Genomic DNA, 25,665 nt, shown 5'->3' on the forward strand with positions numbered 1-25,665 from the left:
ATAATAGCTAGCTCCTTTCGTAATGTAGCTCTGATTTGGTTTGTTTTTTTCCAGTAAACAGTGTAACCAAATTAATCTACGGTGTTACGAGTAAGGAGCTAGTTTCGTTCATGATAACTAACGGGTGCTTATCTCTAATAAGATTTAGGTATTGATCTTCCACAATCGGGAGCGATTATTCAATAAGAATGATCGCCTTTTTCTTATTCAAGTAAAGAGGGAGGTTAGTTTAATAAAAAAGAGTGCATAAGAAGGAATTTGATTAATTGGAAGAGAATTGGAATATAAGTGATTATAAAAGTCTTTGGGAGGATAATGGTGGATTGTAGAAAGGTTAAAAAAATCTATAGAGTTGTAGGCATAAAAGGTGGTGGAGCTTTTGCTAATTTTAGTTCCGAAGTCCCGAAACTTGCCCAGCAATTTCTAACTCGTTTAGATGAAGTTGAAAATCATTCGGGTACTGAAATAGCTCTTTTCGAACCTAAAAGGGATGCTAACCATCTGGAAGGTCACTATTATGTAGGATTAATTGTTAATGAGACTCTAAAAGAAATTCCAGTTGGGATGGATTATATCGAAACTGCTCAAGCCTATGTCACGACTAGGTGGAAAATAATTAATATCGATAACCTACATAACCATTTATTAAAATGGGCAGATGATCAGGGTTATAAAAGGGATTTAGAATCTCATATTGTTGAGACCTATCATCCAATGGAAAAAGGTGAGGAAGAAGTAGAGATTTATTTACCAATCCATATTTAAAATCATAGTTGCTTTAAACCCAGGCTGCAAACTTATGGTGGTTTTTATCTTATTCAACTAAAGGGGGCTAGAGCTAAATATGGGGGATTGCTGCGGCAATCCCTTCTCTTGTTTCACGAACGGACAGGATAGTTGAACTAGAATCATAAAAAAGTTTTAAAAATATACATAGATATTCTATGTAACAATATGATATAATTACCAAAAAATGTAGTACTCAATTTTTGGCTTTTGTCTATTGGACACTATGGAGATGGTAGTTGAAATAACTCTACTATGTAGGAAGGGTGGATTTAGTGAAAAATAAGAGGAAAACTATTTTAATAACAATAATAGTAATATTTATTGTATTTATGGCAGGGGGATTAATACTTGATACAGTAATTGGAGGGGCGTGTGGGAATAATATTTTAGAAAAAGTCTCGTCTCCTAGTGGAGATCAAGTAGCTTATGTATTCGTAAGAGATTGTGGTGCAACAACAGGTTATTCTCCCCAATTATCCATATTAAATAAAGATGAGAATTTGGAAAATGAAGGTGGAAATACATTTAGGTCGAATAATAGTTTTTCAATTGAATGGCTTTATGAAAAGAACTTAAAGGTCATTTATGATAAATCTTCTAAAACTTACGAAATGGATAAAAGAGTAAATGGGATTAAGATTAAATATGTTGGGGAATAAGTGAGATTATGTTCTTCAACTATCGGGTGCAAGAGTTGAAGATCGGAGCTGTCTTTGAGGCAGCTTTTCTTATTGTGCGGTTCAGGTTATCTGAATAAGAATGGATTCCAGAAGAACGTCATTAGAGTCGATCTTTTTCTTTTCACTGTTTCAGATAAAAGAGTTACTATTTGAAAGCACGTTGGACCCCAATTTATAGTGATAATATTTTATGAATTAGAAAAAAATAGTGTTTAGGAAAGGAGGGATTGCGAATGTCTGTGAAAAAGTGGTTAACAGGATTGGTCGTTTTGCTTGCAATGATTGTGATTGTGACAACGCTAGGCTCACTCGGCGTATTTGCCAAATCCGGTGTCGTAACTCAGCCTATGGAGACGGTGAAAGCGATTGAGGTTAAGTTGAACGATGATTACTTTAATCCGAAAGTCATCACTATTCTCAATGGAAAAACGACACCGTTGATATTGAAAAACGAAGGTAAGAAAGAACACACCTTCACAGTGGAAAAGCTCAGAATTGACGCCGAAGTCCAGCCAGGAAAAGAAAAAACCATTACCGTGAAACCGAAAAAGCCCGGTACATATGAACTGATATGTCGGTACCATTTCAGCAAAGGAATGGATGGAAAAGTAATAGTCAAATAACAAACAGGGCCTTGCTTTTTTAATTGGCAACGGTAACTTGCTTATTATTAAAACCCAGAAATCATTATAACAGCTAACATTCCTCCACAAAAGGATGTTCCTTTAAGAAGTGAAATGCTCACTTTTTGTTAAAGTAAAGAGGTAGGCTTGTTCAATTATATTCGTAAACTTCAGTAGGTAAAATAAAAGGAATTTTCATAGGTTAATCTTTAAGGACGTTGAAACCAGTTATGTGACAATAGAGTAATTGAAGTGTTCATTCTTTTATTGGGGGATATTCCAAAATCGATCAGCAGATTTTTTAACATGATCAAGAGTGCTACACAGATAAAAAAAGAATCGACCAGACTCAGTATGCATGACAAAGCACACTGAATTTTATCGATTCTTTATTTTATTTCATTATTCCAATAATGTTTCTCTTTTGATGTATTTTCAACCATGGTATTTAATACATTTTTAAACGTTTGAAGATCATCTTCGGGAATATTAGCAATCGTATCATTTTTAAATTTTTCGGCGACTGGTAGTAAATCGAGATATAGCTGTACTCCTCTGTCAGACAATTCTAACTTCTTGATTCGCTTGTCCTCATTGGTACTAGAGCGATGCAACAAACCCTCTGATTCCAGTTTTTGAAGTAATCTTACCACGCTGGGCTCTTTGATAGACATTTTATCGGCCAGTTCCCGCTGGGTTATGGATTCATTGATATAGATGTAATACATGGCTATCCATTGGCTCCTAGTCATGTTATAAGGTTTGAATTCTTTTTCTAATGCTTCTGCGAATATTTTTGCACTGCGGTTTGTAATAAAAGCAATACAGTCGTCTAAATTAAACAATATCTACACCAACCAATCCCTACCGTTTTAACTTAGTATATTTTTTCCTCTTTTCTTAGTATTATAGCAAATTATTCTCATTGATACCGGACATATTTTTCAATGCGTTCAAACAGTACCTTTATTTCAAACAATTCACCCATGCAGGTATTTTCAAGTATAGTGAAATCAACCGTATTTAGGCTATCGGTGTGGATTTTAATGCGCTGTATCCGTCCCTCAGCTACGTCCGCCGACAAGGTTACATTACCGAAAGGTAGCTTTCTTTCCTCACTAATTGAAAATGAAGGAGCTTCACCGTAGATCCATTCTTCGCGTTTGATTGTATCCCAGAGTTCCGGCTGCAGGTTCTTTCTGTCGATGTACTTGATGGGTTCACTTTCGCCATAGATTTTCACAAACGCGAGTATCAGGGCTTCTTTGGCAGCGTCTGTTGTTATCTCACTGTTGATCCGTGACAAATTAATGACTCTGCTGCGGACAGATGCGATACCTTTGGATTGCAGCTTCAAAGAGGAGGGACTGAGTACACCGGATAATTTGTCCATATCCACGTCGACCATCACGGTGCCATGGTAGAGATAATTACCGTTATCGGCATAGTAGGCGTGACCGGAAAATTTTTTACCATGATAAAGCAGGTCGTTTCGGCCGCTGAACGTACAATCAATGCCCAAAGAAGCCACAGCATTTTGAATAACGGACAAAAACTTTTCCGTATCCGCAGCTTTTTCCTGTGTTATAAATGTGAAATTCACATTTCCCAAATCTTGAAAAACAGCGCCGCCGCCAGAGAATCTTCTTACAGGAAGAATTTGCATTTGTTCCAAATACTTTACATCGCACTCCGCATAGAAATTTTGATTGCGTCCAAGGATAACAGCGGGATCATTCTGCCATAAAAACAAGGCGGCTTCCGGTTTGGCTTCCAAGAAAAGCTGGTATTCTGTTGCAATGTTGAAGTAAGGATCCGTTTCCCTGGATATATAAATACGGTTCATGCCTGATGCAACGCTCCAATCCCTAGACCGAACGCAGCTTCGTGGATAACTTCCCCAGTAGTTGGGTGGGCAAAGATGGTTTGCGTAATCTGTTGTTCGGTAAGTTCATTGGCAATAGCAAGGGTGAGGCTACTGATCAAGGAAGATGCATCGGGACCGATGATGGAGCCTCCAACAATTTTTTGTGAGCGAGTATCTTTGATTAGCTTAATAAAACCTTCCGATTCATTCATGGTCAGCGCCTTGCCGTTGCTTGCAAAGGAAACCTTGCTCACACTGTAATCCATGGCCCTTTCTCTGCACTCGTCTTCCAGCAGACCCACGCTGGCAATTTCAGGCGAGGTGAAAATTACGTTTGGTACAGCGGAATAGTGCATTTCTGAAGATTCGCCCAAGATAGCATCTATTGCCGTAATGCCTTGATGCGATGCGACATGAGCAAGCTGCATAATGTTTGTGACATCTCCAATCGCATAGATATGCTCTACATTCGTACGCATTTGTTTATTCACGGCAATACCTTTACCACGCTCATTCAGTTGAATGCTTGATTTTTCAATTTCCAATCCGTCCAGGTTTGGCTCACGTCCGATAGCAACCAGCACCTTATCACTAACAAGAAGATGCTCACCTTTTGCATCCTCGTAGGTTACAATCGCTTGATCATCGTCCGCACGTTGGATTTTGGATACCTTAGAATTGGTATGAATATGAATCCCTGCTTGCTGAGCCGAATGTGCAATTTCTTCAGAAATGTCGCGATCCAGCATTGTGAGCAGGCGATCCATAAATTCTACAACATGCACTTCAACGCCCAGATTGCGGTAGATAAAAGCGAATTCCATACCAATGACACCGCCGCCGATGATGGTGATGCTCTTTGGAAGCTCAGCACAGGAGAGTGCATCCGTACTGTTCATTACAAATGGCAGATCAATACCAGGGATATTCACCTTAGCAATCTTAGAGCCGGTTGCTACGATGATATTTTTGGCTGAAATACGGTAATTTTTTTCACCATTTACGCTAACTGTATTCGCTGATAGGAAGGAAGCGTCGCCGTGAATTACCTGAATTTCGTTCTTTTCCATCAAGTAGCCAATACCAGAAACCAATTTTTCCTTGACTTCATCTTTACGTCGAATAACCTGCTTCATATCGACTTGAATATCTGTTTCTGCTTTTATACCAAATAGAGAGGAATTCTTTACGTTATGACAGATTTCGGAAGATTTAACAAGGGATTTAGTAGGAATACAACCCACGTTAAGGCAGGTGCCACCAAGTTCTTCTTTTTCGATCAATGTCACTTGTAGACCTTTTTTGGCAGCATAAATAGCGGCAACATAACCGCCCGGACCGGCCCCAATAATCAGTAGTTCTGATTTTAAATCGTTTGTTTCTTTTTCGGAAGAGGATGTTTGCTGGGAAACTGGCGATTGGGTGTGACTGTCAAGCTTGTTTGCATCCAGTTTAAACAAAACTTGGTTCGAAGTAATTTCGCTGCCTTCATCAAATAATATTTTTGTTATGATGCCCTCTTCCGCAGCTTTAATAGGTCGGTTGCCTTTCCCTGTTTCAACCTGTACCAATATATCTCCTACAGAAACTTTGTCACCCAGCTTGACATTTATTTTTCCTGCTTTTCCATTTTTTCCACCAGGAATTAATGACATTTTTATTTCCATCGTAATGCTCCTTATATATCAGAAGGGGCACTAAATGAGCCCCTTCTGATAAACGTATTAGTGTCTGACTACGCCTGATTTTACCAACTTTACACCGTTAGCAAGACAGTCGCCAACCGGACATGACTTCTCGATAAACTCTGCAAAAGCTTCCGCTTTTTCCTGACTTTCATTGGTTTTAAAATGCATGACAAACCGGATTTCCTGGAATCCTGGTCTTACATCGGCAAGGCCCATAAAACCATCTGGATCTAAGTCACCTTCAAGATCAATGTAAAATTCTTCGTATGAAAAATCATTGGCCTCAGCAAATGCAGCGGCAACAATAGATTGGCATGCACCAAGTGCACATAAAAGGGCTTCTACAGGATTCATTCCGGCATTTGTTCCACCTAAATCCTCTGGTTCGTCCATAATTATTTTGAAGCCCCTTGTACTGGATTCGACCTGCAAACCATTAGGCAATTTTGTTGCGGTTGCTTTAAAAGTGGTTAACATGAATATTACCTCCAAATTAAGTTTGTGAAATATGTAACAATCTTTACGTTGAAATCATAACATTCATTGTTTCAAAAATCAATAGTTAGCTAAGTAAGTATTTTGGTAGAACCGCTACTTTTTGAAACGTCTTTATTTTTGTTAACTATCCTATCCTGAAAATAAAATTCAGTTACTCCAAAAAAAGACAATACCAAAGAAGACCCGTCTCCTTCGTTAAATCTTGGATAAAAAAATAGAGCTTTAATTATTGTAAATGTACAAAAAGCTTTTGATGATAAAAAATGGGGGGAACGAAACAAGTTTTTAGCCCCCAGGGGTACACAATTGCGTAAAAAGAACGTGGTCTTTGCGTAAAGGTATAGAGATTCCTACTACTATAATTTGTTGTTTAGAATTTGTGCTGGAGAGGTAGGACTAGCAGACGCACACTTTTCAGGAGATGACACTTGCTCAAGAGCGATTGAATGCTCAACAAGTTAGTGAGAGCCAGATACAGCAGAACTACAAGAAGTCGCGGAAAATTACTTCTTCAAAGACGGCGAGTTAACTCACGAGGACAAGCAAGATAATATCCGTTCTATTGTAAGAGAAATACAAATATTTGGGACGGAATCGGGCTTTTAAATACCCGGAAAAATAATCAAACGCGGGCATGATTGCTCTCTTATTTGTTTTATATTTCGATTCAATTAAATCCAAGAAAGAGATTTATTAGGTAGAATTTTATAGTTATGAATCATGGAACAATTTCAAAAACAGTACCTTGGTTAAAATCAGTCACTTTCATAGAGCCATAAACCCCTAAATATAGTCTGGTTTGATCCAGATTCGTTCCCAGATTAACATAATAAGCTGATTGAGACCCAAAATTATAATCGGTTTTAATAACACTAAAATCATTTAGTTTACCATCTGTTCTTACCTTGGTATAAGCTAAAACCCCTCTAACCGGAGGTTGAGATTCTTCTTTCCGAGCAAGATCGGTAAACACAACGCTTCCCGTTAAATCGGGGATTCCATTCCCCATAAAGGCTTGAACTCCTGTAAGTGCAGTTCCTCCAAACTTATCGGGACGGGGATCTTTGTGAAAATAACTAGTTAAAGGCTGAAGACGTCTCACTGAAGTTTTTATTGCTTCATCGTAAAAAGCAATTGTTTTCTCATCCAAAGTCGGATTTTCAGAGCAGACCCTTATAAACGAGGCAGGAAAAGCACCTTCCCACCCTCGCCAGCCAAAGTTAATAAATCCTTCTTGGTCAGGTTCAGTGTTTCTTAAAGAAGCTTGAATAAGCTGAGTAACCGGTATTGGTTTACAATGAACGAATGAAAAAATCGACTCTACCAAATCCTGTCCAACATTTCCCACATATTTGATATACTGATTGTTAAACCTTTGAAATGAAATGCCTGGTATATTGCGAACCCCTTTGGCAATTACCGTAAGCGTTTCCTGAATAGGTGCGGGCAGTTCATTAAAACGTGTGACTACGGGTGGATTATAGATAAATGTATTCTTAACTACATCAATTTCAATTATTTTACCGGCGATTTCCATATCATCCTGGCTTAAATTAAATGGATCATAGCCTGATCCACCATCTCCGGTTGTTAAAATAAGTTTTCCAGTTTCAGGTGAAAAGTTTAAGCTATTGACACCATTATGATTAAAAAATGGTCTTCTTAAGTTAAGTAATGTCCGTCGTTTTTGAGGTTGACCATTCGTTTGTAAAATCCATTCTTCAACTGTATCAATATGATCATATAGAGTTTCTCTATTTATCCACCTTAGGTTTAAAGTTCTGGGATCACACGGGTTAGGCTTAAAAGGTTCAGGAAGAGCACCTGGACCTTGTGTTCCAGCTACTGAATAATGAAGATAAAACAGACCGTTATAATAAAATTCTGGATGAAACGCTAGCCCTAGCAATCCCCGTTCATCATATCCACCACTAGAAACACCTAGTTCAGAGTCCCCTAGTTTTATGATTCGCGAGCGAATATCTAAAAAAGTCCTTAAACTTGAGTTTCCTATGTAAAAGATCTCTCCTACCTGGGTTGCAATAAATAATCTTTCAATTGAGTCACCTGGAAGTATAGTTGTTTTCAAAACAGTGGGTAAATTTATCTTACTTACAATGGGACGTAAACTAACCTTAACTTTTATCAACTAACTTTACACCCCTTCTTATTGTTTTCTTTAATAAGAATATGATTAGAACTGTTCTATTAGTACCAAATTAGCGCCGGGGAATCTGACAAGGCATTGCGCCATTTTCCGCACCAGCGTACTTAAACTAAAGAGTGCTTTCCTAAAAGAAGGAAAGCACTCTTTCTTATTGAACTAACTGGCAGTTTAGTTCAACAAGAAGGAGAAATAGAAACTTTTATAGAAATAGTGTTCATCAAGTTGAATTGGAGATGGAATTATATGGAGATTGAAAAAATATATTGTGATTTACCGATATTAGAAACTGAACGTCTTATTCTTAGAAAAATTACTTTAGATGATGCTGAAGATATGTTTTTATATGGTTCAAATGAAGAAGTATCTAAGTATGTAACTTGGAATACTCACAAAACATTATCCGACACAAAAGAATTTATTGGCTTTGTCTTAAACAAATATGAAAACAGTCAAGTGGCTCCTTGGGGAATCGAATACAAAGAAAATGGAAAACTCATTGGGACTATTGACTTTGTTTGGTTGCAACCAAATCACAAAATTGCTGAAATCGGCTATGTTATTTCTCAAGACTATTGGGGAATTGGCTTAACTACTGAGGCAGCAAAAGAAGTAATAAAATTCGGTTTTGAAAAAATGGATTTAGTTCGTATTCAAGCAAGGTGTTTTGTAGAAAATATCGGTTCAGCACGAGTGATGGAAAAAACGGGAATGTCATTTGAAGGTATAATTAGAAAAGGGATGTTTGTAAAGGAAAAACATCAAGATTTAAAGATGTATTCTATTTTAGAAGAAGATTTTTAATTATCTTGTAGAAACCGAATTGAATGAATCTACATTTACCAAAACCAATCTTAAACTAACATTGTGAAATAATGTACTTAAACTCCCTCAGTTAAATACGATTTTCTCCCGAATACTCGCTTATTCGCAGGATTTCATGTACCTTGATATTTTGTAACGATTAATTGAAGTGGGCCAGAAACATTAATAGCTCCGTGGAGGCATAGTGAAATAAAGGAGTATAACATCACTCCATATTTTACCATATGATGTACATTCTCCACGCCGCCCCTGGAGGCTTTCCCTCCCATGTCTCAATGGGTCATTTGCCCTTTCATTCCTTCGTCATGCCTATCCAAGGGGTGGAGGCCAGTTTTGCTAACGGAATGGGTCAGTGCCCTTTTGTTTAAGTAATCTGGTACTCCGTACATATTTGAAATCCTACGAATAAGCCAACATTCGGTCAATATTAGTGGTATTTCATATTTTTAGATGTCAATTTATAAAGAAATCGAATAATGTTTCCCGATTCTGTTACTGTTACGCTGCCAATGGTGATAATGATTGGAGTTTATCAGGACAATAGGTCTCATTTCGTCGTGCTATTCCAACAAAAATCCTAGGATAAAGGGGACTAGGAATACTTCTACGGTCATAATGAAATCGTTTGCTGATCTTCAATTCGACATTCTTTTTAGAGCTGGCGGTGAAAAACTTTGATTTACTGCGGGTTCGGCTCTTTTTAAATGATAATTTGTTTAAAATGATTTCCAAGGGAATATTGTAGAAATATAGAAGATTGTTGTTTTTATAGGGGATTTGCGGAGGGATGGTGTTCAGCCTTCGTCAGTTACCGGCAAATATTTTTCCGTGCGGTCTGCCGTACGGCCTAGAGGTAAATAGATTTTTACGTTTTTTAAATAAACGTTTGTTTATTATCGAAATGGGGAGAATGCTGTAAAAGATTTGGAGACTGTAAGAGATAAAAATTTATAATGATTTTAATGACGAACTTCTTTTCCATATATGACAAAAGTTGAGTGAATATTTTGTGCTTACTGCGATAATAGCCTGATTTAACAGGAGGTATAGTTAATTTGGATAATATATTGGAGACGTTTTCCCTTAGTATTAAGGTAGGAATGGTTAATTTTTTCACAAAAAGGCTCCCTTAAGTTAAAAGGGAGCTCGAATACTATTTTAGCGATTCTTCGATTCTTACTTTTTTCTCTTTCCTACGAGATCCGTCTCAAAAACTGTTTCAGTCGCTCCGATTTCGGAGCATTGAAGATTTCCTGCGGTTTACCTTCCTCAACAATTATTCCGTTATCAAAAAATACCACACGGTCAGCAACCTCGCGAGCAAATCCCATTTCGTGTGTGACCACGACCATGGTCATTCCTTCTTCGGCAAGCTTTTTTATAACCCACAATACTTCACCTACCAGTACAGGATCGAGAGCGGATGTGGGTTCGTCAAACAGCATGACCTGCGGTTTCATGGCTAAGGCACGGGCAATGGCGACCCGTTGGCTTTGACCGCCGGATAATTTAGACGGGTAGACATCTGCTTTTTCTTCAATCCCAACCTTTTTCAGTAATTCCATTGCTTCTTTAACCGTTTCTTCCTTGATTCTCTTTAAAACATGGATCGGGGCTAATGTAATGTTTTCCAGTACGGTTTTGTGCTTAAATAGATTGAATTGCTGAAAGACCATCCCGATTTCATTTCGAACCATTTCTGTTTGTAAAATATCTTGCTGATTATAAAAAATCGACCCGCTTGTAAATGGCTCCAACCGATTGATGCAACGCAATAAGGTACTTTTTCCTGAACCGCTGCCTCCAATGATAACTACCACTTCGCCTTTGGATACAGATAGATTGATCCCCTTTAATACCTCTGTTTCTCCAAAGCTTTTTCGCAAATCTTTAATTTTGATGATTTCGTTCCCCGACACTAAGAATACCTCCCAATCAACTATTCTCCCTATTCGCTTACTCTTGCTTTTTTCTCTAAAATATTTAATAGTTTGGTAGCTAATAACGAAATAATATAATAGATGACTGCCGCAGCAATATATAATTCAATCGGTTTGTATGTGGTGCTAATGATGCGCTGAGCCGTTCGTGTAAGCTCTACCAGAGTAATTGTTGAGACCAGTGAAGAATCCTTGATTAAAAGAAGAAACTGGTTTCCTACAGGGGGAATCATCGTTTTCAAAGCCTGCGGCAAAATGATGAGCCGCATGGTTTGCGCGGATGAAAAGCCAAGAGCAGCTGCCGCTTCTCTTTGACCTTGATCCACTGCTAAAATACCGCTTCTGATCGCCTCAGCGACATATGCACCGGTATTGATACTTAGACCCAATATCGCAGAAGCAAATGGATTTATAATGATTCCAATCTGGGGCAACCCATAGTAAATGATAAATAATTGCACTAACAGAGGGGTACCCCTGATAATATCAATGTATTGATTTGCCAACCATCGTAGTATTTTTACCTTTGATAACTTGGAAAGCGCAGCGAGCATTCAAAAATCAAGCCAAATGCCATGGATATAATCGTTACGATTACCGTAATCCAAGCCCCTTTTAGTAATATGGGGATTGAATCAATAATTAATTGGTAATCCAAATATAATCACTCCCGTCATGTTCCCCATCGGATAAAGGCACAATCTATTTCGTACCAAAATGTTTCATGGCTAATTTTTCATAGGTACCGTCACTATTAATCTCTTTGATTGCTTTGTTCACTTGTTTCAATAATTCCTTATCCTCTTTTCGAATCGCGACCCCGATTTGTTCCTCATACAGCAAGCTATCTAAAAGCTTCAATGGGCGCTTGGTTTCTTTGATGGTAAAGGCGCCGATAAATTTGTCGGTAACCATTGCGTCAATTCGTTTATTTTCAAGGTCTGTTAACTGATCTACTTCCGTATTATAGGTTTTTGTATTTGCTCCTAATTTGTTGACGGCTTCCTCGTATGTGGTTCCTAATGTTACACCAACATTTTTTCCTTTCAAATCCTTAGGTGAGTGGATGGTTTGATTGTCTTTATGGACGACAATGGCGGCACCCGAAACATAGTATGGATCACTGAAATTAACGGATTCCTTACGTTTTTCTGTAATGGCCATACTGCCGATAATCAAGTCATACTTTTTCGCCAGTAAACCGGGGAGGATTCCTTCCCATGCTGTACTGATTAATTTCACATCTCTGTTTAGCCTTTTTCCGACCTCGTTTGCATAATCAACATCGAAACCTTCCAACTTGTTATCCTTGTTAAAATAGCTGAAGGGAGGGCTTGCCTCTGTTACCGCAATTCTAATTTCTTTATCAGCACCGGCAGTTGTTTTTTGGGAATCCTTCCCGCAGGCGGTTACCGCCAACAGCATCATTAATCCTACGATCACACTAACCATTACCTGTTTTATTTTCACTATTTATTACCTCCCGCCAAACTAATTATTTTTAAATTCCCAATCCCAATATTTTTCTTGCCTCAGTCGGAGTTGCGATTTCTCTGCCAATTTCATCCGCTATCCGTACAATTCTTTCAATTAATTGCGCATTGCTATTCGCAAATACACCTTTTTTGTAAAAAATATTGTCTTCAAATCCAACTCGGACATGTCCGCCCATCAACATAGCATATACGGCCATTGGTAATTGATGTCTACCGATTCCTGCCACTGTCCATGTAGCATCATTAGGTATTTGGCTTTTCAATAACAGTAAATTTTCAATCGTTGCGGGAATTGCGCCTGGTACTCCGATGACAAAGTCAAAATGAAGATGTTTAAGATCTCTTTTCGATACTAGTTTAAGTGCATTTTGAATCATACCTACTTCAAATATTTCAAATTCCGGCAGAATACCTTCATTCAGCATTGAGTCCGCCAATTTCTCCATGTCATTTGGTGAATTTAGAAAAACACTATCGCCAAAGTTAACAGTTCCGGTCGATAGAGTTGCCATTTCGGGTTTAAGAAAGATTGGCTGCATTCTTTCCTCCATGGTCATTCCAACTGCACCACCGGTTGATACCTGGATGATTACGTCACACTTTTCTTTTATTCTCTCAATGATTTCTCGGTATATTTCAATATTTTGTGAGGGTGTCCCGTCATTTTCTCTAGCGTGGATATGAATAATCGATGCTCCCGCTTTGAAACATTCATACGCTGCAATCGCTATTTCCTCCGGTGTTACGGGAAGAGCTGGATGTTGCTCCTTTGTTACTTCCGCTCCGGTTAGGGCAGCGGTAATCATTAATTTATTCAAAAAGCCTCTCCACCCTTATTCTTGAATGGTTTTCCGTTGCTTGTTTTTGGGAACTACACAAGTCCCGACCGCTTTACAAACGAGAGCAGGCTGTTCCAAAACATCGGCCGAGGAATCACTGATATCACTCCTAGCCGAGATAACTACTTTTGCTACAAACTCCATTTTCCTTGATGTTTCACCTAATTGAACAATTCTCCCAGTTGCTTCGACAAAATCGCCTCCATGAACAGGTTTCATAAATTGAACATTGTCATAGGCAAGAAACAGGCCCTCATCTCCATCATTTTTCACCAATAGTTCCGTGGCAACATCACCAAATAATTGCAGAATTTTTGCACCATCAATGAGATTTCCCCCATAATGAGCATCCTGTTGACTCATTCTCACCCGAATAAGCGCTTGATTCATGAAACAGCCTCCTGTGTTTAGGATTTTTCGTTAGTTTAAATTCTTGAGTGTAAGTTGTTATGCTTGAAGATTGTATGCGGATTCTGTAGAGGTTCTTGTAAGTATTTTTTGAAGAATTGTAAAAAATAACAATCGTTTAAAAGAGCCCTTTCTTTCTTAATTCGTTGGCCAAACCAAGTGCAACTTCCACATGGCCTTTTGTGTAACCGTTTCCAATTAACAAATTCACATCTTTACCAATTCCCTCAGCACCTAAGGCAGCAGCCGTAAACTTGGTTGCCATGTTAAAGAAATAAACGGTTCCACCTTCTTTGGTCGTTATGATGGAAGCCATCTCGGTACCACCGACATTTGCGCAATTAATCGAAACATCTGCGAGCCTATTTTGGGTAACGGCCTTAACCTTTTCTAAGATCTCTAAAGGATTTCTGGCATCGCCTTGGATGACATGGTTCGCCAATCCGGATGCTACCGTACGTTGGTAATCTGCAGCACTGTATGCTAATCCAATCACTTTCCCGGCACTTCCGACTTGCTTCCTTGCTGCACAGAGGCATAACATTCCTGATTTACCCCCGCTGCCGATGATGAAAACTGTGTCGCCCTCTTTGGTAATTTTCCTTGTTTGAGCAGGTGCACCGGCCACGTCTAAAACGGATAAAACAAAATCCAGAGAGAGGTCTTCCGTAAGCTTGGCATAAATCCCCGATTGAAACAAAATGGCTTGCCCGCTAATCAAGACTTGTTCTTTTTCGGGAATTACATCATAAATCTTTTCAATTTTCAATGGTGTTAGTGATAAAGAAACCAGTGTCACAATTTTTTCTCCAGGTTTAATATTTTTTGTGAAATTTTCCCCAACCTGTTTAACTGTGCCCATTAGAACTCCGCCCGAATCAGTTACTGGGTTATGCATTTTCCCGCGGCTGTTCACTATTTTCAAAATCGTCTCGGCCATTTTTTCTTTATCATCATTTGCTTCTTCACGAATTTGTCTAAAACTTGCAGCATCAATATTTAACATTTCAACATCAATTAATAGCTCATTATCATAAATCTCCATATGATTATCTAATTTGCTTGCAGCTTGGGGAAATTTACCATGCTTTGCATTTAGGACTCGATGTGTTCCGTAGGGGCAACCCGCTTTCATTTCTTTCACCTCACATCATCATTTCTTGCTCATCGGAGCCATCGGTTTCAGAATAATACTTTGTAGAGGCATGCAAATTAAGATCATGTATCGAGAGTGCTTTTCCTTCAATTTTGGCCCCTAAAAGATGTAAAACCATATTTGTATAATTCTCGCTGATTGTGACTAACGATTTTTTTCCTTTTGGAGAATACCAGTGCACAACACCTGTACACATCGTTAAGACGGCAAGGGTGGAGAGTTTTGGATCCTCAACATGTTGAAACCTTCCTTCACGTTCACCATTACTAATCACTTCTGTCCAAATTTGTTCATACTTCTTCCGCAGATTTCGGATCTTGACTTTGTTTTCACCGTGCAATGCGCGAAATTCGGTATCTGTGACCAACATGGATAACTGGTGAACGCCATGTGCCATTACATGCATTTGCACCAATCCGGCAATTTGCTGTTCAGGGGTGGTGAGCGTAGAAACAATTTCACTGGCATTTTTGATTAGTCCCTCGAGCTCATCATTCATGATTGAGATTAAAAAATCATCCTTGCTCTTAATGTAGTAATACAAGGTTGCGGAATTAATGCCTGATTCAAGAGCAATGTCACGTATACTTGTAGCCTCAAATCCCTTCTGTGCAAAAAGTCGTAAGGAAGCTTGAACGATTTTTTCTCCTGTACTTAACAAAATGGAATCAACCCTCTCGCGACAGTTTTAACCTTTCTCAATCAAGTGATTGATTGAGAACATTCTATCAACCACTTGATTGAGTGTCAACATATTTTTCTGTAAATTTTTAATTTTTAAAATAATTAGCTAGTTTGAGGGGCCAGACCCTTGCACTGAACCACGGGGACGGTTCTGGGTCCTAATTGGGCACTGGATTATGCTCAAAGAGATGACTAAACACATATTTTCGTTATTTCATTAAAGGGCGCTTTAATGGAGGAACAAAAAAGAGCCCAATTTCTCTATTTTAATAAAGAGGAATTGGGCTTTTTATATTGGAAATTCCTTAACGTTGTAAATCCGCATTTATCTTAACCATCCATAACGGATAACTTTACAGTATTCAATATTGATGGGTATTTTTTAATCAATCTTTATTTTAAAACTACACCAATCTCTCAAAAGGTATCAGAAATAACAAATTATGTAGTGTCTTTGTTATCTTCTGTCCTTTTGCCTGAGATATTGAACCCTTCGGCGCTGCGGCCAGACCGCATCCTCTCCAGAAGCTACTCCTGTTATATTGTGACCCATAACCATCATAGCGCTTTTTACTTTGTTATTCAGTATACAAATTTGCTTTCTTATCGCCTCCTTAAAAGCATAAAGAGGCAAGGGAGTAATGTCCCTTACCTCTGCCCAGACGAACGGCTATACGATACGGTGTGCTCCCTCACGGTGATCCGTGTTTCGCCAGTCACACATCGTCTTTAAAATTTATAATTTTTTTATCAAAATTTTCGGCAACTTTTAATCCCAACCGCATTCGTGGTTGCACCACCAAGGGAATTCCCGCACACATTGGTAATCTTCCTATACTTTGCAGACATCGCATCGTAAAAATCATTCGCCACTTGAATTTGGGCCGGAATAATTTTACTTAACAACTGGATACTTGTGTAGATGTCTTTTTAAGTACACTCTTTTATAATGTTAATATTTAAACAACATTGTCGCAAGTTGATATCCTCCACCTATAGTCCAGAATAACACCTTATCTCCTCGGTTGATTTTACCAGAATCAATTCCTTCATGAAAAGCCATAAAAGGACTACTTGTTCCAGTGTATCCATAACGGTCTCCCGAAAAGATGATTTTTTCCTCTGGAATATGATAATGGTCTTGAATTTCTTGAAGAAGTGTTAGAGCAAATTGTGATAAACAAAAATGGTCAATATCTTCAATCTTTAGATTGTTTCTTTCTAATACTTTTTCAAACATTTTATATACTTGGGGTAAAACAAATCTTCCGTCAAATGGAATCCACAACATCGATTTACCTTGTCCATTCCCTTTAATTGTTTGAGATAGCCCCTTTTCAGGATAAACAACACATGTTCGATTATCCGTATCAGAATGAACATCAACTATTGAGTCAATAAAACCTGTATCTTCTTCTGTTTTTTCTAAAATAATTGCGGAAGAAGAATCTCCAAAATTAGAATACGTCATAGTATCTTCTGGACTTGATAGCAAGGAAAAATTATCTGAGCCTACCACTAATGCTCTTTTCATATGAGGGTTGGACATCATATATCTCGATACTTGTTCTACTGCTATAGTCATCCCAGCACAGTTAGCGTTCATATCATAAACAACCATGTTTTCCTTTCCGTTTATTGCATGGTGGACTAATAATGCGTTAGTTGGAATAATATATTCAGGTACTTGTGAAGTAAAGACAAGCATATCTAAATCTTTACCAGTTAAACCAGCTTTTTTTAATACACGATTCGAAGCTTCTATTCCCATCGTAAGAGAATTTTCTCTTTCATTATCAATAACAAATCGGTCTTTTCTTCCCATTATTTCCAAAAAGTGAGAAATGTCTTTCCCTTGTTCTTTAAAATGGTTAATATAAAATTCATTTGAAATACTTTTTTCGGCATGATAGATATCTACCGCCTTAATTTTAATGTTTGTCATAGTTGTTATAAACGCCTCCATTTACTATATTTTTGTAATTAAATTACAAGAGTATAATTACTCTATTTTTCAAGAACATATGATAGAAAATTCGTTCTATCATAATTGAACGAAAAATTCGGACGATTTTCGATAAAAAAGAGTAAGGCTCGTTCAAGCTTTACTCTTTTATAAGACCGCTTAATAAATTTCCGCTACTTCAAAATTGTCAAGCCCTGCACTACGAGCCAAACGATTCAACTGCATTTTAATAATTGGTTTCTTTTGAATGCCAACCAACACTTTTTTAAATCCAGATGCTTTATACATCCTCATAACATTTTCAAGGTTTGGAGCTAAATCTTGTGATACAACGCTCAAATCCCTGCAGTCAAATTGTAGAACAAATTCTTCTGGTTTAATCGCAGACAATGTTTGTTGATACTCCTTAATAAACTCTTGTGCTTTTTCGGGAGTGAATGTACCGCTCACTGTCATATCAATGGTTTTTTCTGCTTGATTTACTTTCATTGTGAAACTTCCTGTATTTTGCATAGATTGTATTCTCCCTTTCTCTTTATATATTACTTATTTTTATATTTATAATATCGGGAATTTTTTCCTCCAGTTTAGTATTTAACAACAATCTTCAAAAGAATATACCAAGGTAAGCCACCGTCAACACTTAACCCAGATAATTTGAAAAAACTTCGTTTTAAATATAGCGATAATTAAATTAAATGATTAAACTCCCTGAGGAAGGAATGTTTGGAATTACTTTCCGGAATATATTACCTCCATTTTAATGATACTTTCACCGGGGCAATCGCACATAAAAATAAAATAGCTCGAATTAATGGAATAACCCCCAAATATTATCCTTTTTATGTAACATTCCTGTAATAATCGGCCGTTGTGCTTAAAGAACATAGAACAAGCAGAGAAATTCGTTGAATTCTTCTCAAAAAATTACACAGAAAAAAGAGGCATACGATGGGGGATTGAAAGGAAGGGAACCAAAGGCATAATCGGAACAATTGGCTTTAAGTAATATGAGGCGTGACAAGAGAGAATCCATAAGAATCTTCTTGAGTAATATCATTTTTTAAAGAAATTAACAAAAAAACCACAAAAAAATTGTGGCAATAAAAACAATATATTATTCAGATTATCGGTATATGGGTATAGGGTTATGGTCACTAAGTATTTCAATTATTTTATAAAAACAGTAAATAAATAGGAGTATTTGAAGTAAAGAAAAAGCTATTTTAGTTTTCTTTAATTTCTTCTTATGGAGGTAATAAAAAAAGACTCCTGTCAAAATTGAAAGAATTATTGTGATAGTAGGCTCAACAATATTAACCCATTTTCTTGTAGCGTCGAGTCCGTGTATTAATTTATCTCCATGAACGAAATGAGTTGAAAACAATATAATAAGAAACCGATAATTAATATACGATATGGCAGATAAAAAAAGTAAAACAATCACATTCAAAGTTTTTTTCATAAAGTGTTATCTCCCAATTTAAATAGTTATGAAGTTATTAAATAATCAAATTAAATTATAACAAAATGTGGAAACGATAAGGGAAAGTTTCAAAACGTTTATTCTACGATTGATGAACTTTAGTGCGATATTCGAAAAAAGTATGAAACTTATTAAGCAGCGAGTTTCATATTTGACAAAAAAGACGACAATTAGGGAACTCCTTAAATTTGATGTTCCTTAATCATTACTATCAAATTAACCACTAAAAGGTATTAGTGATTCTTTCAATAATAAAAGTTATTTTTTTCTAGAAGTAATGAAATCAATAAGTATTACTACAAATAATGCTAAACCAAAATTTCCATTAATCACCATGGTCTTATGTTCATACATTCCAAGAAGATTAATGATAGAGAGTAACAAAAATAAACTATACAGCGTTAAAAAGACAATTGAAATTGTTTTTGAATGGGTTCTTGTTTCTCTTTTTTCGAAAAAAAAACTAAATATTTTTTCTATAGAAGGTTTCAAGTTTTATGCCTCCCGGATTAAATAAAATAATTCACTTTAGCAAAAAAAAGGACTGGCATTGAAGAATAATGAAATATTTCCTTATTTTCTATATTGTTACATGTTTTGAATTAGTTGAAAAGTAATTATGTTAACAAAATTGTAATTAATCGGAGTCCATAGCAAGGAAAGATTTTTAGCGGTTTAGTTCGTCTTACGAAGAAAATATGAAACTCAATAAAGCATTATGTAAAAAAGAGCCATTAAGGCTCAGAAGCAAACTGGTTTAGCAAAGGATATTTTGTTCATGTTTATTATATGTCTTTTTTTAAATAGTGACTGAGACACATTGGCGTTGGCACAAGGCATATGTGAGGAGATCTCCAAGGTGACTGCCTTGTCCAACAGAAATTATCTTTTCCTAAAAAGAAAAATAAATTCTTTGATAGAAGTCTTAAATAAAAAACCTCGAGTAAAGTCAGCACCAACCCGAGGTAAATGAATAGTTTTTATTATCTTTTTACTTGTAGAATCCTAAAAAAGATTAGTAACCGCCTCCCATTAAAGATGCCCCAACAATAATCAATAGGATGAAAAGAACGACGATTAAAGCGAAAGGATTATGATGTCTGATTTCATGTTCCATAGTGTATCACCACCTTTATTAAGAGTCTTTAAATAATATGTAATGATGGTTAGATATGAAGTGGACAAGTGTTGAATTTTATTTTATTAATTTTATTTTTAGGTATCGTACGAAGAAAGAAGGTCTAAAAATGGATAATAAATGTAACTTTTGCCGACAAGAGTTTAACAAAAATTACGAATATAAGTGTTAAATGGACTGTTTCTGCAGTCCTTTTTCATTATCGTTATTTAACTTACTACAGGATAGTGGGAAAAGTGGATAATAATCCTTTAAACCAATTTATATAAATTTTGGGAATTGAAATGGCGAGAGCACCATATAAAACTATGAAAGGAGGAGAGTTATAAAATGCAGATAATGAACAAATATTTTCGTACGAGTGCGAGTATGGTTTATATTATGACAAATAATGAAGTAATGAATCAAATCATTGCTTTTTACAGAGACATGAATGGAATGCTAACCTTTGTAGGTTCCTACCCAACTAATGGAAGAGGTACTGGTCCAAGGGAAGTGTCTACTGCAACAGCAAACGATGGCGTCGATCCCCTTGCCTCACAAGGCGCCCTGACTTTGTCCCGAGATGGACGTTTCCTACTTGCAGTTAACGCGGGCAGCAATAGTATCAGTAGTTTCGTCATAACCGACAGTGGAGCACCTGTTCTTGTGGATGTGAAGCCATCAGGAGGTGCCCAGCCCAATAGCATAGATGTGTTTGGTCATCTTCTCTATGTTTCCAATGTAGGTAATGCTGCTAACAATTTTGCATCCAATATCACTGGTTTTCGGATAAATGATAACGGACACCTTACTCCTATTCCCGGATCCACCCATTCTCTCAGTACTTTCAATGCTCAGCCCGCTCAGGTTCTCTTCACTCGTGATGGTAGTAAAATCCTTGTATCAGAGCTTACTTCAAACCATCTCAGTGTATTCCATGTAAATCAAAATGGGACGGTTACAGAACCAATCGTTAATGATTCTTACGGTCAAGGACCATTGGGTGCTTATTTTCTATCCTCTGGAATCCTCTTAGTTACAGAAGCAGTTTCAAATGCGCTGTCATCTTATTCCTTAAGCAACGACGGGAAACTTCATGTGATAAGCGGATCTGTACCAAACGGATATAAGACTGCTTGTTGGGTTGTAACAACGAGGGATGAACGTTTTGCATACACTACGAACACCTTAAGTGGCACCATCTCCACCTACCAAATCGATTCCAATGGAGCACTGTCGGTGGTAAGGCATATTACCAGTACACCGCCAGGTACAGCACCAGGTCTTCCGATGGATGTTGGAGTGAGTAAAGATGGACGGCAGTTTTACACCCTTAACGGAAATCAGGGTACAGTCTCAGTATTTACTATCCAAGATGATGGTAGTCTGGTTAGATTGCAGGTTGCTGCTTGGACTAACTTTCCTTATCTTGGTTCACAAGGGTTAGCTGTTCTTTGATGATTGGCGCCCTAAAGTAACGGGGACTTTGCTTCAATAAGGGAGCAAGGCATTTTTCTTATCAAGTAACGGATTAGATTAGCGGAAGAAGGAATTTCCAAAATCGGTGTAGAATATTGCTTTTTGTAAGTTAAAACTTGGTGATATGAAGGAGTCCTTACCTACCTATAACAACAATGAAGTCTAGGAGTGATTTTAATGAAAACATTTGAAGCCTTAGAATGGCTTAAAAGTAACAACAATCCATCAGCATTAGCATCTGATAGGTTTGGCAAAACTGCTAATGCAATCAAATTTGTTGAAAAACTCTATGAACTGGGTGCTCTAAAGGTAAATGTTATAGGTATTCTGGATGAACCGGGGGCGTTTCTACAATAAGTGGGGACGCTTTTTCTTATTGCTAACGAAAAAGGATTGTTGAAGATTAGTAAAATTATGTTGATTAATATTAGAGTTAAAACAGGGATTTATTTGGAATAACAAGATTCTAAAAATTATGGAGGGGTATTATGAAAACTTTCATTTACATGGTGAGACATGGCGAATCACCAAAAACAGAAGAAAATGAAAGAACAAGAGGGTTAACTGAAACAGGGAAATTAGATGCTTATCGAATAACTAATATATTACTAGGGGAAGGTATTGAGGTTTTTGTTTCAAGTCCATACAACCGATCAATCCTAACTATTCAGGAGTTAGCTAGACATTTAGGACAAGAAGTTTTAGTATTTGAAGATCTTAAAGAGAGAATTTTTTCTGCTGAAGACAAGCGAATATCTGATAAGGAATTATTCCCTTTGTTAAAGAATTCGTTTTCTGATCCAAACTTTGCTTTAACGGGAGGGGAGTCTAATGCAGTTTGTCAGAACCGAGCTATAAAAGTTTTAAAAGAATTATTAAAGATCTATCGAGGACAGAAAGTAGTATTAGGCACTCATGGAGCTGTTATGACTTTGATGATGGGGTATTATGACAGTCAGTACGATTTGGATTTTTTGCTACATACATCAAAACCAGATATATACAGAATGGAATTCAATGGTCAGGAATTGGTGGAGGTTAAAAGAATGTGGAAATGCTAACAGAGGTGATTATTTTTCCCACTATTTAAAATCTTGGTTTGGATAGTCAATTATTATCTCCAAAGTAAATTACATACTGTAAAAGCTTTTTGATCTAATAATGGCTATTTAATATTATCTATATCAGTTCTTCTTGGGTTCAATTAATATGGAAATATTAGAAATTCTAGTAACGAGCAGTTTTGTGGAATAAGAAAGGGTAAAGGAAATAATTCGAAATAGGTGAAATTATACAAAATGGTTTACTTTAAGGTTATTTTGGTTTATCCTTATACATAGAATAACTATGTGCATAAAATTTCTATGTAGTTATAACCAATATTACATCTAAGAACGTCCCTCTTAATGGGGTTAGAACAACCGTGAGCCTCTTTTTTTATAATAAAGTGTCAGTTAATAAAGTTGAATGAGGTGATTTGATGGGTTTTTATTATTTATTATTACTCTTTATTGGCGTTGTTCTTCTTATAGTTGGTACACTAAAAAAAGACGTTTCTCGTTCCGTTAAAATAGTTATTTTCCTGTTTGTTATTGGAATTCTATGTATTGTTACTTCGTTGCTTTTATTAATGCCTGGTAGTTCTGATATTATTGCCGAACTTATGAGATAAATATATTTTCTTATTATACAAACGCGTGCTTTTTGCTTAATAACAATTTCATATTTTGTAGCAGTAAAAACGTACGGTTTTGTTATTGAAAATGAGGTCATACGTTGTACAAAAAGGGATAGATTAAGCAGAAATTATTCTGTCTTATCTATCCCTTAATCATTTCATTATTTTGTCAGACATTCTATAAAAGTCCTATGATAATCGGGTAAAACTTAATTTTGCGACCTTTAATAAAAAATTATGCTCGGTCCTTTTGGAATCTCAAGAGATCCAGCTAATACATCCTCTTTGCATGATCAAAAAAAAGGGTAGAATGTGACTAACGGGTTCACTTCAGAGGTGCAATCACCAAAATCACAAGGGGAAACACAATGAGATTTCACATAGGAAATCTCGTGTGTTTTTTTATTTTAATAGCAAGGTTTCTATATACTTTTACAACTTTTTCACCTATCAATTCACAAGGTAATTCTAAAGATGGAAATAATTATTGGACTTTATGTGAAGTTGGTGTGATTTAGGGTGTGAATTCAACTGAGGAGTATATTTTTAAAGTAAATGCGAAGGGTTATTCGGACAGAACTAGCAGAAAATTGCCTACGATAGTCCGAATGCGAGGGTTATTCGGACAGGATTAGCAGGAAATTTCCTATGTTAGTCCGAATGCGAGGGTTATTCGGACAGGACTAGCAGAAAATTGCCTGTGATAGTCCGAATGCGAGGGTTATTCGGACAGGACTAGCAGGAAATTTCCTATGTTAGTCCGAATGCGAGGGTTATTCGGACAGGACTACCATAAAATTGCCTGTGATAGTCCGAATGCGAGGGTTATTCGGACAGGACTAGCAGAAAATTGCCTGTGATAGTCTGAATGCGAGGGTTATTCGGACAGGACTAGCAGAAAATTGCCTAGGATAGTCCGAATACGAGGGTTATTCGGACAGGACTAGCAGAAAATTGCTTACGATAGTCCGAATGCGAGGGTTATTCGGACAGGACTAGCAGAAAATTGCCTGTGATAGTCCGAATGCGAGGGTTATTCGGACAGGACTAGCAGAAAATTTCCTATGTTAGTCCGAATGCGAGGGTTATTCGGACAGGACTAGCAGGAAATTCCCTATGTTAGTCCGAATGCGAGGGTTATTCGGACAGGACTAGCAGAAAATTGCCTGTGATAGTCCGAATGCGAAGGGTTATTCGGACAGGACTAGCAGAAAATTGCCTACGATAGTCCGAATGCAAGGGTTATTCGGACAGGATTAGCAGGAAATTCCCTATAACCATCTATCCAAAACAGCATAAATGAAAGAATGACTCGGAGAAGATTTCGAGCCATTCTTTCAGTCCATTATATTGCGTTTTCATTTGTGAATAGTTTGTGATTAGTGGTGAGATTTTACCCTCGATTCACTGTTTTGCACCTCACAAGTGAACCTGTTAAGGATTTGACAAGATAAGTTATTTCACCGACATGGATGGCTTAGGCTATTCATCTAATAATTTTTCTAAATCTTTGTCGACAATAAATACCTCTATTCTTTCGCCCATCTTCGTGCTGATATCACTGTGACTGGATAGAACTTTACAATGCGTAAGATTTTCTACAATTTTTTCATATTCTTGACTGTACATTTCACGTAGGACCTGTCTCATTTTCTTTACCAATGTTCTTCCCTTATCATGGTTAACAAGGTGCTTTTCCTCAGTGGTCAACACTCCTTTGAACCGAGTGATGACCATATCTTGAACAATATATGTTTTTGCTTCTTGTGGCCCCCGCCCAATTAATTCCCTTTGGAATGTTATAAATGCTGAACTAATCTCAGCCTCAAGTTTCTTTTTAGAATAAGCCATCTTATGACCCCCAGTTAATAAAACTGATCCTTTGACAATATGAACATAATATTACTTTCGTCTTTAGAGAGATGTCAATCAGGTAAAGGTATATAAAATAATGAGGATGGATTAGAAAACAGGCGAAAAGATCGTATTTTTAAGGGATAATCTTAAATCAAGGCTATTTTTAACCAAATATAGCCATTTACAAGATAGTTGCTCAAGCTTACAATTACATCGTAATAAGTAATTTAATAATTCGGCTTAATCCTGAGGGAACTCAGGAACGGAGGAACCAATTTTTGGGGTTAATTCTACATGTTGTAGAAGGGATGAGATGCTCTTTCGCCATCCTACCCGTCAGCTAACTTCGTCGGCTAAAGCGAAGGAGGTCTAGAGACCGCCTAATTCAGGGGGCTTTTTTGTTTGTTCAGCAAAAGGGCAGC

Annotated in this window: 26 protein-coding genes, 1 pseudogene and 3 riboswitches; of the genes and pseudogenes, 9 read left to right on the top strand and 18 right to left on the bottom strand. The window is 37.1% G+C overall.

All coding sequences use genetic code 11. The features are described 5' to 3' along the window. Positions 1 to 315: 315 nt before the first annotated feature. From M5A78_RS18705 to M5A78_RS18715, 3 genes are all read left to right on the top strand, one after another. A complete protein-coding gene (locus tag M5A78_RS18705) occupies positions 316 to 765 on the top strand; it encodes an AraC family transcriptional regulator (protein WP_248736805.1) in 450 nt (149 codons plus the stop codon). Between the two features lie 296 nt (positions 766 to 1,061). After that, positions 1,062 to 1,448 carry a hypothetical protein gene (locus M5A78_RS18710; RefSeq protein WP_248736806.1) on the top strand — a complete coding sequence of 129 codons (387 nt, stop codon included), beginning with the start codon at positions 1,062 to 1,064 and terminating at the stop codon, positions 1,446 to 1,448. A 254-nt stretch (positions 1,449 to 1,702) separates the two neighbouring features. Next, positions 1,703 to 2,092 (top strand): cupredoxin domain-containing protein, encoded by a 390-nt coding sequence (locus M5A78_RS18715; RefSeq protein ID WP_248736807.1) that lies wholly within the window; start codon positions 1,703 to 1,705, stop codon positions 2,090 to 2,092. 389 nt (positions 2,093 to 2,481) lie between these two features. Here M5A78_RS18715 and M5A78_RS18720 read toward each other — a convergent pair whose 3' ends face one another. The 4 genes from M5A78_RS18720 to M5A78_RS18735 all read right to left on the bottom strand — a co-directional run bounded on the left by M5A78_RS18720 (position 2,482) and on the right by M5A78_RS18735 (position 6,124). Then, positions 2,482 to 2,937, bottom strand: coding sequence for a MarR family winged helix-turn-helix transcriptional regulator (locus M5A78_RS18720; protein WP_248736808.1), 456 nt, complete (start codon positions 2,935 to 2,937; stop codon positions 2,482 to 2,484). A gap of 77 nt (positions 2,938 to 3,014) precedes the next feature. Beyond that, complete coding sequence (locus M5A78_RS18725; RefSeq protein ID WP_248736809.1) at positions 3,015 to 3,938, bottom strand: lipoate--protein ligase; 924 nt, start codon at positions 3,936 to 3,938, stop codon at positions 3,015 to 3,017. Further along, complete coding sequence (gene lpdA, locus M5A78_RS18730) at positions 3,935 to 5,626, bottom strand: dihydrolipoyl dehydrogenase (protein WP_248736810.1); 1,692 nt, start codon at positions 5,624 to 5,626, stop codon at positions 3,935 to 3,937. The genes M5A78_RS18725 and lpdA overlap by 4 nt, the downstream gene beginning before the upstream one ends. A 57-nt stretch (positions 5,627 to 5,683) precedes the next feature. Continuing rightward, positions 5,684 to 6,124, bottom strand: coding sequence for an OsmC family protein (locus M5A78_RS18735; protein ID WP_248736811.1), 441 nt, complete (start codon positions 6,122 to 6,124; stop codon positions 5,684 to 5,686). A gap of 246 nt (positions 6,125 to 6,370) precedes the next feature. On the opposite strand from M5A78_RS18735, the pseudogene M5A78_RS25005 reads away from it, so the two are divergent. Continuing rightward, positions 6,371 to 6,436: pseudogene (locus tag M5A78_RS25005) on the top strand (cysteine hydrolase); the annotation flags it as partial. Positions 6,437 to 6,863: 427 nt separating this feature from the next. Here M5A78_RS25005 and M5A78_RS18740 read toward each other — a convergent pair. Continuing rightward, positions 6,864 to 8,294, bottom strand: coding sequence for a PQQ-dependent sugar dehydrogenase (locus M5A78_RS18740; RefSeq protein WP_248736812.1), 1,431 nt, complete (start codon positions 8,292 to 8,294; stop codon positions 6,864 to 6,866). Between the two features lie 261 nt (positions 8,295 to 8,555). Here M5A78_RS18740 and M5A78_RS18745 point away from each other — a divergent pair, with 261 nt between their 5' ends. Then, on the top strand, positions 8,556 to 9,113 hold the full coding sequence (locus M5A78_RS18745) for a GNAT family N-acetyltransferase (protein ID WP_248736813.1): 558 nt from the start codon (positions 8,556 to 8,558) through the stop codon (positions 9,111 to 9,113). Between the two features lie 1,214 nt (positions 9,114 to 10,327). Here the strand turns inward: M5A78_RS18745 and M5A78_RS18750 are convergent. The 12 genes from M5A78_RS18750 to M5A78_RS18810 all read right to left on the bottom strand — a co-directional run bounded on the left by M5A78_RS18750 (position 10,328) and on the right by M5A78_RS18810 (position 20,226). Continuing rightward, positions 10,328 to 11,038 carry an amino acid ABC transporter ATP-binding protein gene (locus tag M5A78_RS18750; protein WP_248736853.1) on the bottom strand — a complete coding sequence of 237 codons (711 nt, stop codon included), beginning with the start codon at positions 11,036 to 11,038 and terminating at the stop codon, positions 10,328 to 10,330. A 44-nt stretch (positions 11,039 to 11,082) separates the two neighbouring features. Further along, positions 11,083 to 11,580, bottom strand: coding sequence for an amino acid ABC transporter permease (locus tag M5A78_RS18755; protein ID WP_248736814.1), 498 nt, complete (start codon positions 11,578 to 11,580; stop codon positions 11,083 to 11,085). 14 nt (positions 11,581 to 11,594) lie between these two features. Then, positions 11,595 to 11,732, bottom strand: coding sequence for a hypothetical protein (locus M5A78_RS18760; protein WP_248736815.1), 138 nt, complete (start codon positions 11,730 to 11,732; stop codon positions 11,595 to 11,597). A 44-nt stretch (positions 11,733 to 11,776) separates the two neighbouring features. Further along, entirely contained in the window at positions 11,777 to 12,544 is a 768-nt protein-coding gene (locus M5A78_RS18765) for a transporter substrate-binding domain-containing protein (RefSeq protein ID WP_248736816.1), read from the bottom strand. A 31-nt stretch (positions 12,545 to 12,575) separates the two neighbouring features. Next, a complete protein-coding gene (gene kce / locus M5A78_RS18770) occupies positions 12,576 to 13,388 on the bottom strand; it encodes a 3-keto-5-aminohexanoate cleavage enzyme (RefSeq protein WP_248736817.1) in 813 nt (270 codons plus the stop codon). Positions 13,389 to 13,403: 15 nt separating this feature from the next. Beyond that, entirely contained in the window at positions 13,404 to 13,799 is a 396-nt protein-coding gene (kal, locus tag M5A78_RS18775; RefSeq protein ID WP_248736818.1) for a 3-aminobutyryl-CoA ammonia lyase, read from the bottom strand. 136 nt (positions 13,800 to 13,935) lie between these two features. After that, positions 13,936 to 14,952 carry an L-erythro-3,5-diaminohexanoate dehydrogenase gene (gene kdd / locus M5A78_RS18780; protein ID WP_248736854.1) on the bottom strand — a complete coding sequence of 339 codons (1,017 nt, stop codon included), beginning with the start codon at positions 14,950 to 14,952 and terminating at the stop codon, positions 13,936 to 13,938. 10 nt (positions 14,953 to 14,962) lie between these two features. After that, positions 14,963 to 15,634 carry a TetR/AcrR family transcriptional regulator gene (locus M5A78_RS18785; RefSeq protein ID WP_248736819.1) on the bottom strand — a complete coding sequence of 224 codons (672 nt, stop codon included), beginning with the start codon at positions 15,632 to 15,634 and terminating at the stop codon, positions 14,963 to 14,965. Between the two features lie 477 nt (positions 15,635 to 16,111). Beyond that, positions 16,112 to 16,192: riboswitch (glycine riboswitch) on the bottom strand. A 114-nt stretch (positions 16,193 to 16,306) separates the two neighbouring features. Then, positions 16,307 to 16,387: riboswitch (ZMP/ZTP riboswitch) on the bottom strand. A gap of 222 nt (positions 16,388 to 16,609) precedes the next feature. Next, complete coding sequence (locus tag M5A78_RS18790) at positions 16,610 to 17,602, bottom strand: ketoacyl-ACP synthase III (protein ID WP_248736820.1); 993 nt, start codon at positions 17,600 to 17,602, stop codon at positions 16,610 to 16,612. A 180-nt stretch (positions 17,603 to 17,782) separates the two neighbouring features. After that, positions 17,783 to 18,112 (bottom strand): hypothetical protein, encoded by a 330-nt coding sequence (locus M5A78_RS18795; RefSeq protein ID WP_248736821.1) that lies wholly within the window; start codon positions 18,110 to 18,112, stop codon positions 17,783 to 17,785. 1,255 nt (positions 18,113 to 19,367) lie between these two features. Next, on the bottom strand, positions 19,368 to 19,601 hold the full coding sequence (locus M5A78_RS18805) for a hypothetical protein (protein WP_248736822.1): 234 nt from the start codon (positions 19,599 to 19,601) through the stop codon (positions 19,368 to 19,370). A 523-nt stretch (positions 19,602 to 20,124) separates the two neighbouring features. Further along, the gene (locus tag M5A78_RS18810) at positions 20,125 to 20,226 is read right to left on the bottom strand and encodes a YjcZ family sporulation protein (RefSeq protein ID WP_248736823.1); all 102 of its coding nucleotides are present in this window, start codon (positions 20,224 to 20,226) and stop codon (positions 20,125 to 20,127) included. A 351-nt stretch (positions 20,227 to 20,577) separates the two neighbouring features. On the opposite strand from M5A78_RS18810, the gene M5A78_RS18815 reads away from it, so the two are divergent. From M5A78_RS18815 to M5A78_RS18830, 4 genes are all read left to right on the top strand, one after another. Beyond that, positions 20,578 to 21,687, top strand: coding sequence for a lactonase family protein (locus M5A78_RS18815; protein WP_248736824.1), 1,110 nt, complete (start codon positions 20,578 to 20,580; stop codon positions 21,685 to 21,687). Between the two features lie 198 nt (positions 21,688 to 21,885). Further along, entirely contained in the window at positions 21,886 to 22,065 is a 180-nt protein-coding gene (locus M5A78_RS18820; RefSeq protein WP_248736825.1) for a hypothetical protein, read from the top strand. 131 nt (positions 22,066 to 22,196) lie between these two features. Next, positions 22,197 to 22,769, top strand: a complete 573-nt coding sequence (locus tag M5A78_RS18825) for a histidine phosphatase family protein (protein WP_248736826.1) — start codon at positions 22,197 to 22,199, stop codon at positions 22,767 to 22,769. 419 nt (positions 22,770 to 23,188) lie between these two features. Next, positions 23,189 to 23,380: a hypothetical protein gene (locus tag M5A78_RS18830; RefSeq protein WP_248736827.1), complete on the top strand. Its 192-nt coding sequence runs from the start codon at positions 23,189 to 23,191 to the stop codon at positions 23,378 to 23,380. Between the two features lie 1,488 nt (positions 23,381 to 24,868). Here the strand turns inward: M5A78_RS18830 and M5A78_RS18835 are convergent. Continuing rightward, positions 24,869 to 25,237, bottom strand: a complete 369-nt coding sequence (locus M5A78_RS18835) for a DUF2294 domain-containing protein (protein WP_248736828.1) — start codon at positions 25,235 to 25,237, stop codon at positions 24,869 to 24,871. A gap of 233 nt (positions 25,238 to 25,470) precedes the next feature. Beyond that, positions 25,471 to 25,613, top strand: a riboswitch (cyclic di-AMP (ydaO/yuaA leader). Positions 25,614 to 25,665: the final 52 nt, after the last annotated feature.

The organism is Neobacillus rhizosphaerae, from assembly GCF_937468385.1.
Lineage (GTDB): Bacteria > Bacillota > Bacilli > Bacillales > Cytobacillaceae > Neobacillus > Neobacillus rhizosphaerae.

Excerpts from the sequence above, each read along its gene's own strand:
- M5A78_RS18705 (WP_248736805.1), top strand. The coding sequence starts at position 316 with ATGGTGGATTGTAGAAAGGTTAAAAAAATCTATAGAGTTGTAGGCATA.
- M5A78_RS18715 (WP_248736807.1), top strand. The coding sequence starts at position 1,703 with ATGTCTGTGAAAAAGTGGTTAACAGGATTGGTCGTTTTGCTTGCAATG.
- M5A78_RS18725 (WP_248736809.1), bottom strand. The coding sequence starts at position 3,938 with ATGAACCGTATTTATATATCCAGGGAAACGGATCCTTACTTCAACATT.
- lpdA (WP_248736810.1), bottom strand. The coding sequence starts at position 5,626 with ATGGAAATAAAAATGTCATTAATTCCTGGTGGAAAAAATGGAAAAGCA.
- M5A78_RS18735 (WP_248736811.1), bottom strand. The coding sequence starts at position 6,124 with ATGTTAACCACTTTTAAAGCAACCGCAACAAAATTGCCTAATGGTTTG.
- M5A78_RS18745 (WP_248736813.1), top strand. The coding sequence starts at position 8,556 with ATGGAGATTGAAAAAATATATTGTGATTTACCGATATTAGAAACTGAA.
- kal (WP_248736818.1), bottom strand. The coding sequence starts at position 13,799 with ATGAATCAAGCGCTTATTCGGGTGAGAATGAGTCAACAGGATGCTCAT.
- kdd (WP_248736854.1), bottom strand. The coding sequence starts at position 14,952 with ATGAAAGCGGGTTGCCCCTACGGAACACATCGAGTCCTAAATGCAAAG.
- M5A78_RS18790 (WP_248736820.1), bottom strand. The coding sequence starts at position 17,602 with ATGACAAACATTAAAATTAAGGCGGTAGATATCTATCATGCCGAAAAA.
- M5A78_RS18795 (WP_248736821.1), bottom strand. The coding sequence starts at position 18,112 with ATGAAAGTAAATCAAGCAGAAAAAACCATTGATATGACAGTGAGCGGT.
- M5A78_RS18810 (WP_248736823.1), bottom strand. The coding sequence starts at position 20,226 with ATGGAACATGAAATCAGACATCATAATCCTTTCGCTTTAATCGTCGTT.
- M5A78_RS18815 (WP_248736824.1), top strand. The coding sequence starts at position 20,578 with ATGCAGATAATGAACAAATATTTTCGTACGAGTGCGAGTATGGTTTAT.
- M5A78_RS18820 (WP_248736825.1), top strand. The coding sequence starts at position 21,886 with ATGAAAACATTTGAAGCCTTAGAATGGCTTAAAAGTAACAACAATCCA.
- M5A78_RS18825 (WP_248736826.1), top strand. The coding sequence starts at position 22,197 with ATGAAAACTTTCATTTACATGGTGAGACATGGCGAATCACCAAAAACA.
- M5A78_RS18830 (WP_248736827.1), top strand. The coding sequence starts at position 23,189 with ATGGGTTTTTATTATTTATTATTACTCTTTATTGGCGTTGTTCTTCTT.
- M5A78_RS18835 (WP_248736828.1), bottom strand. The coding sequence starts at position 25,237 with ATGGCTTATTCTAAAAAGAAACTTGAGGCTGAGATTAGTTCAGCATTT.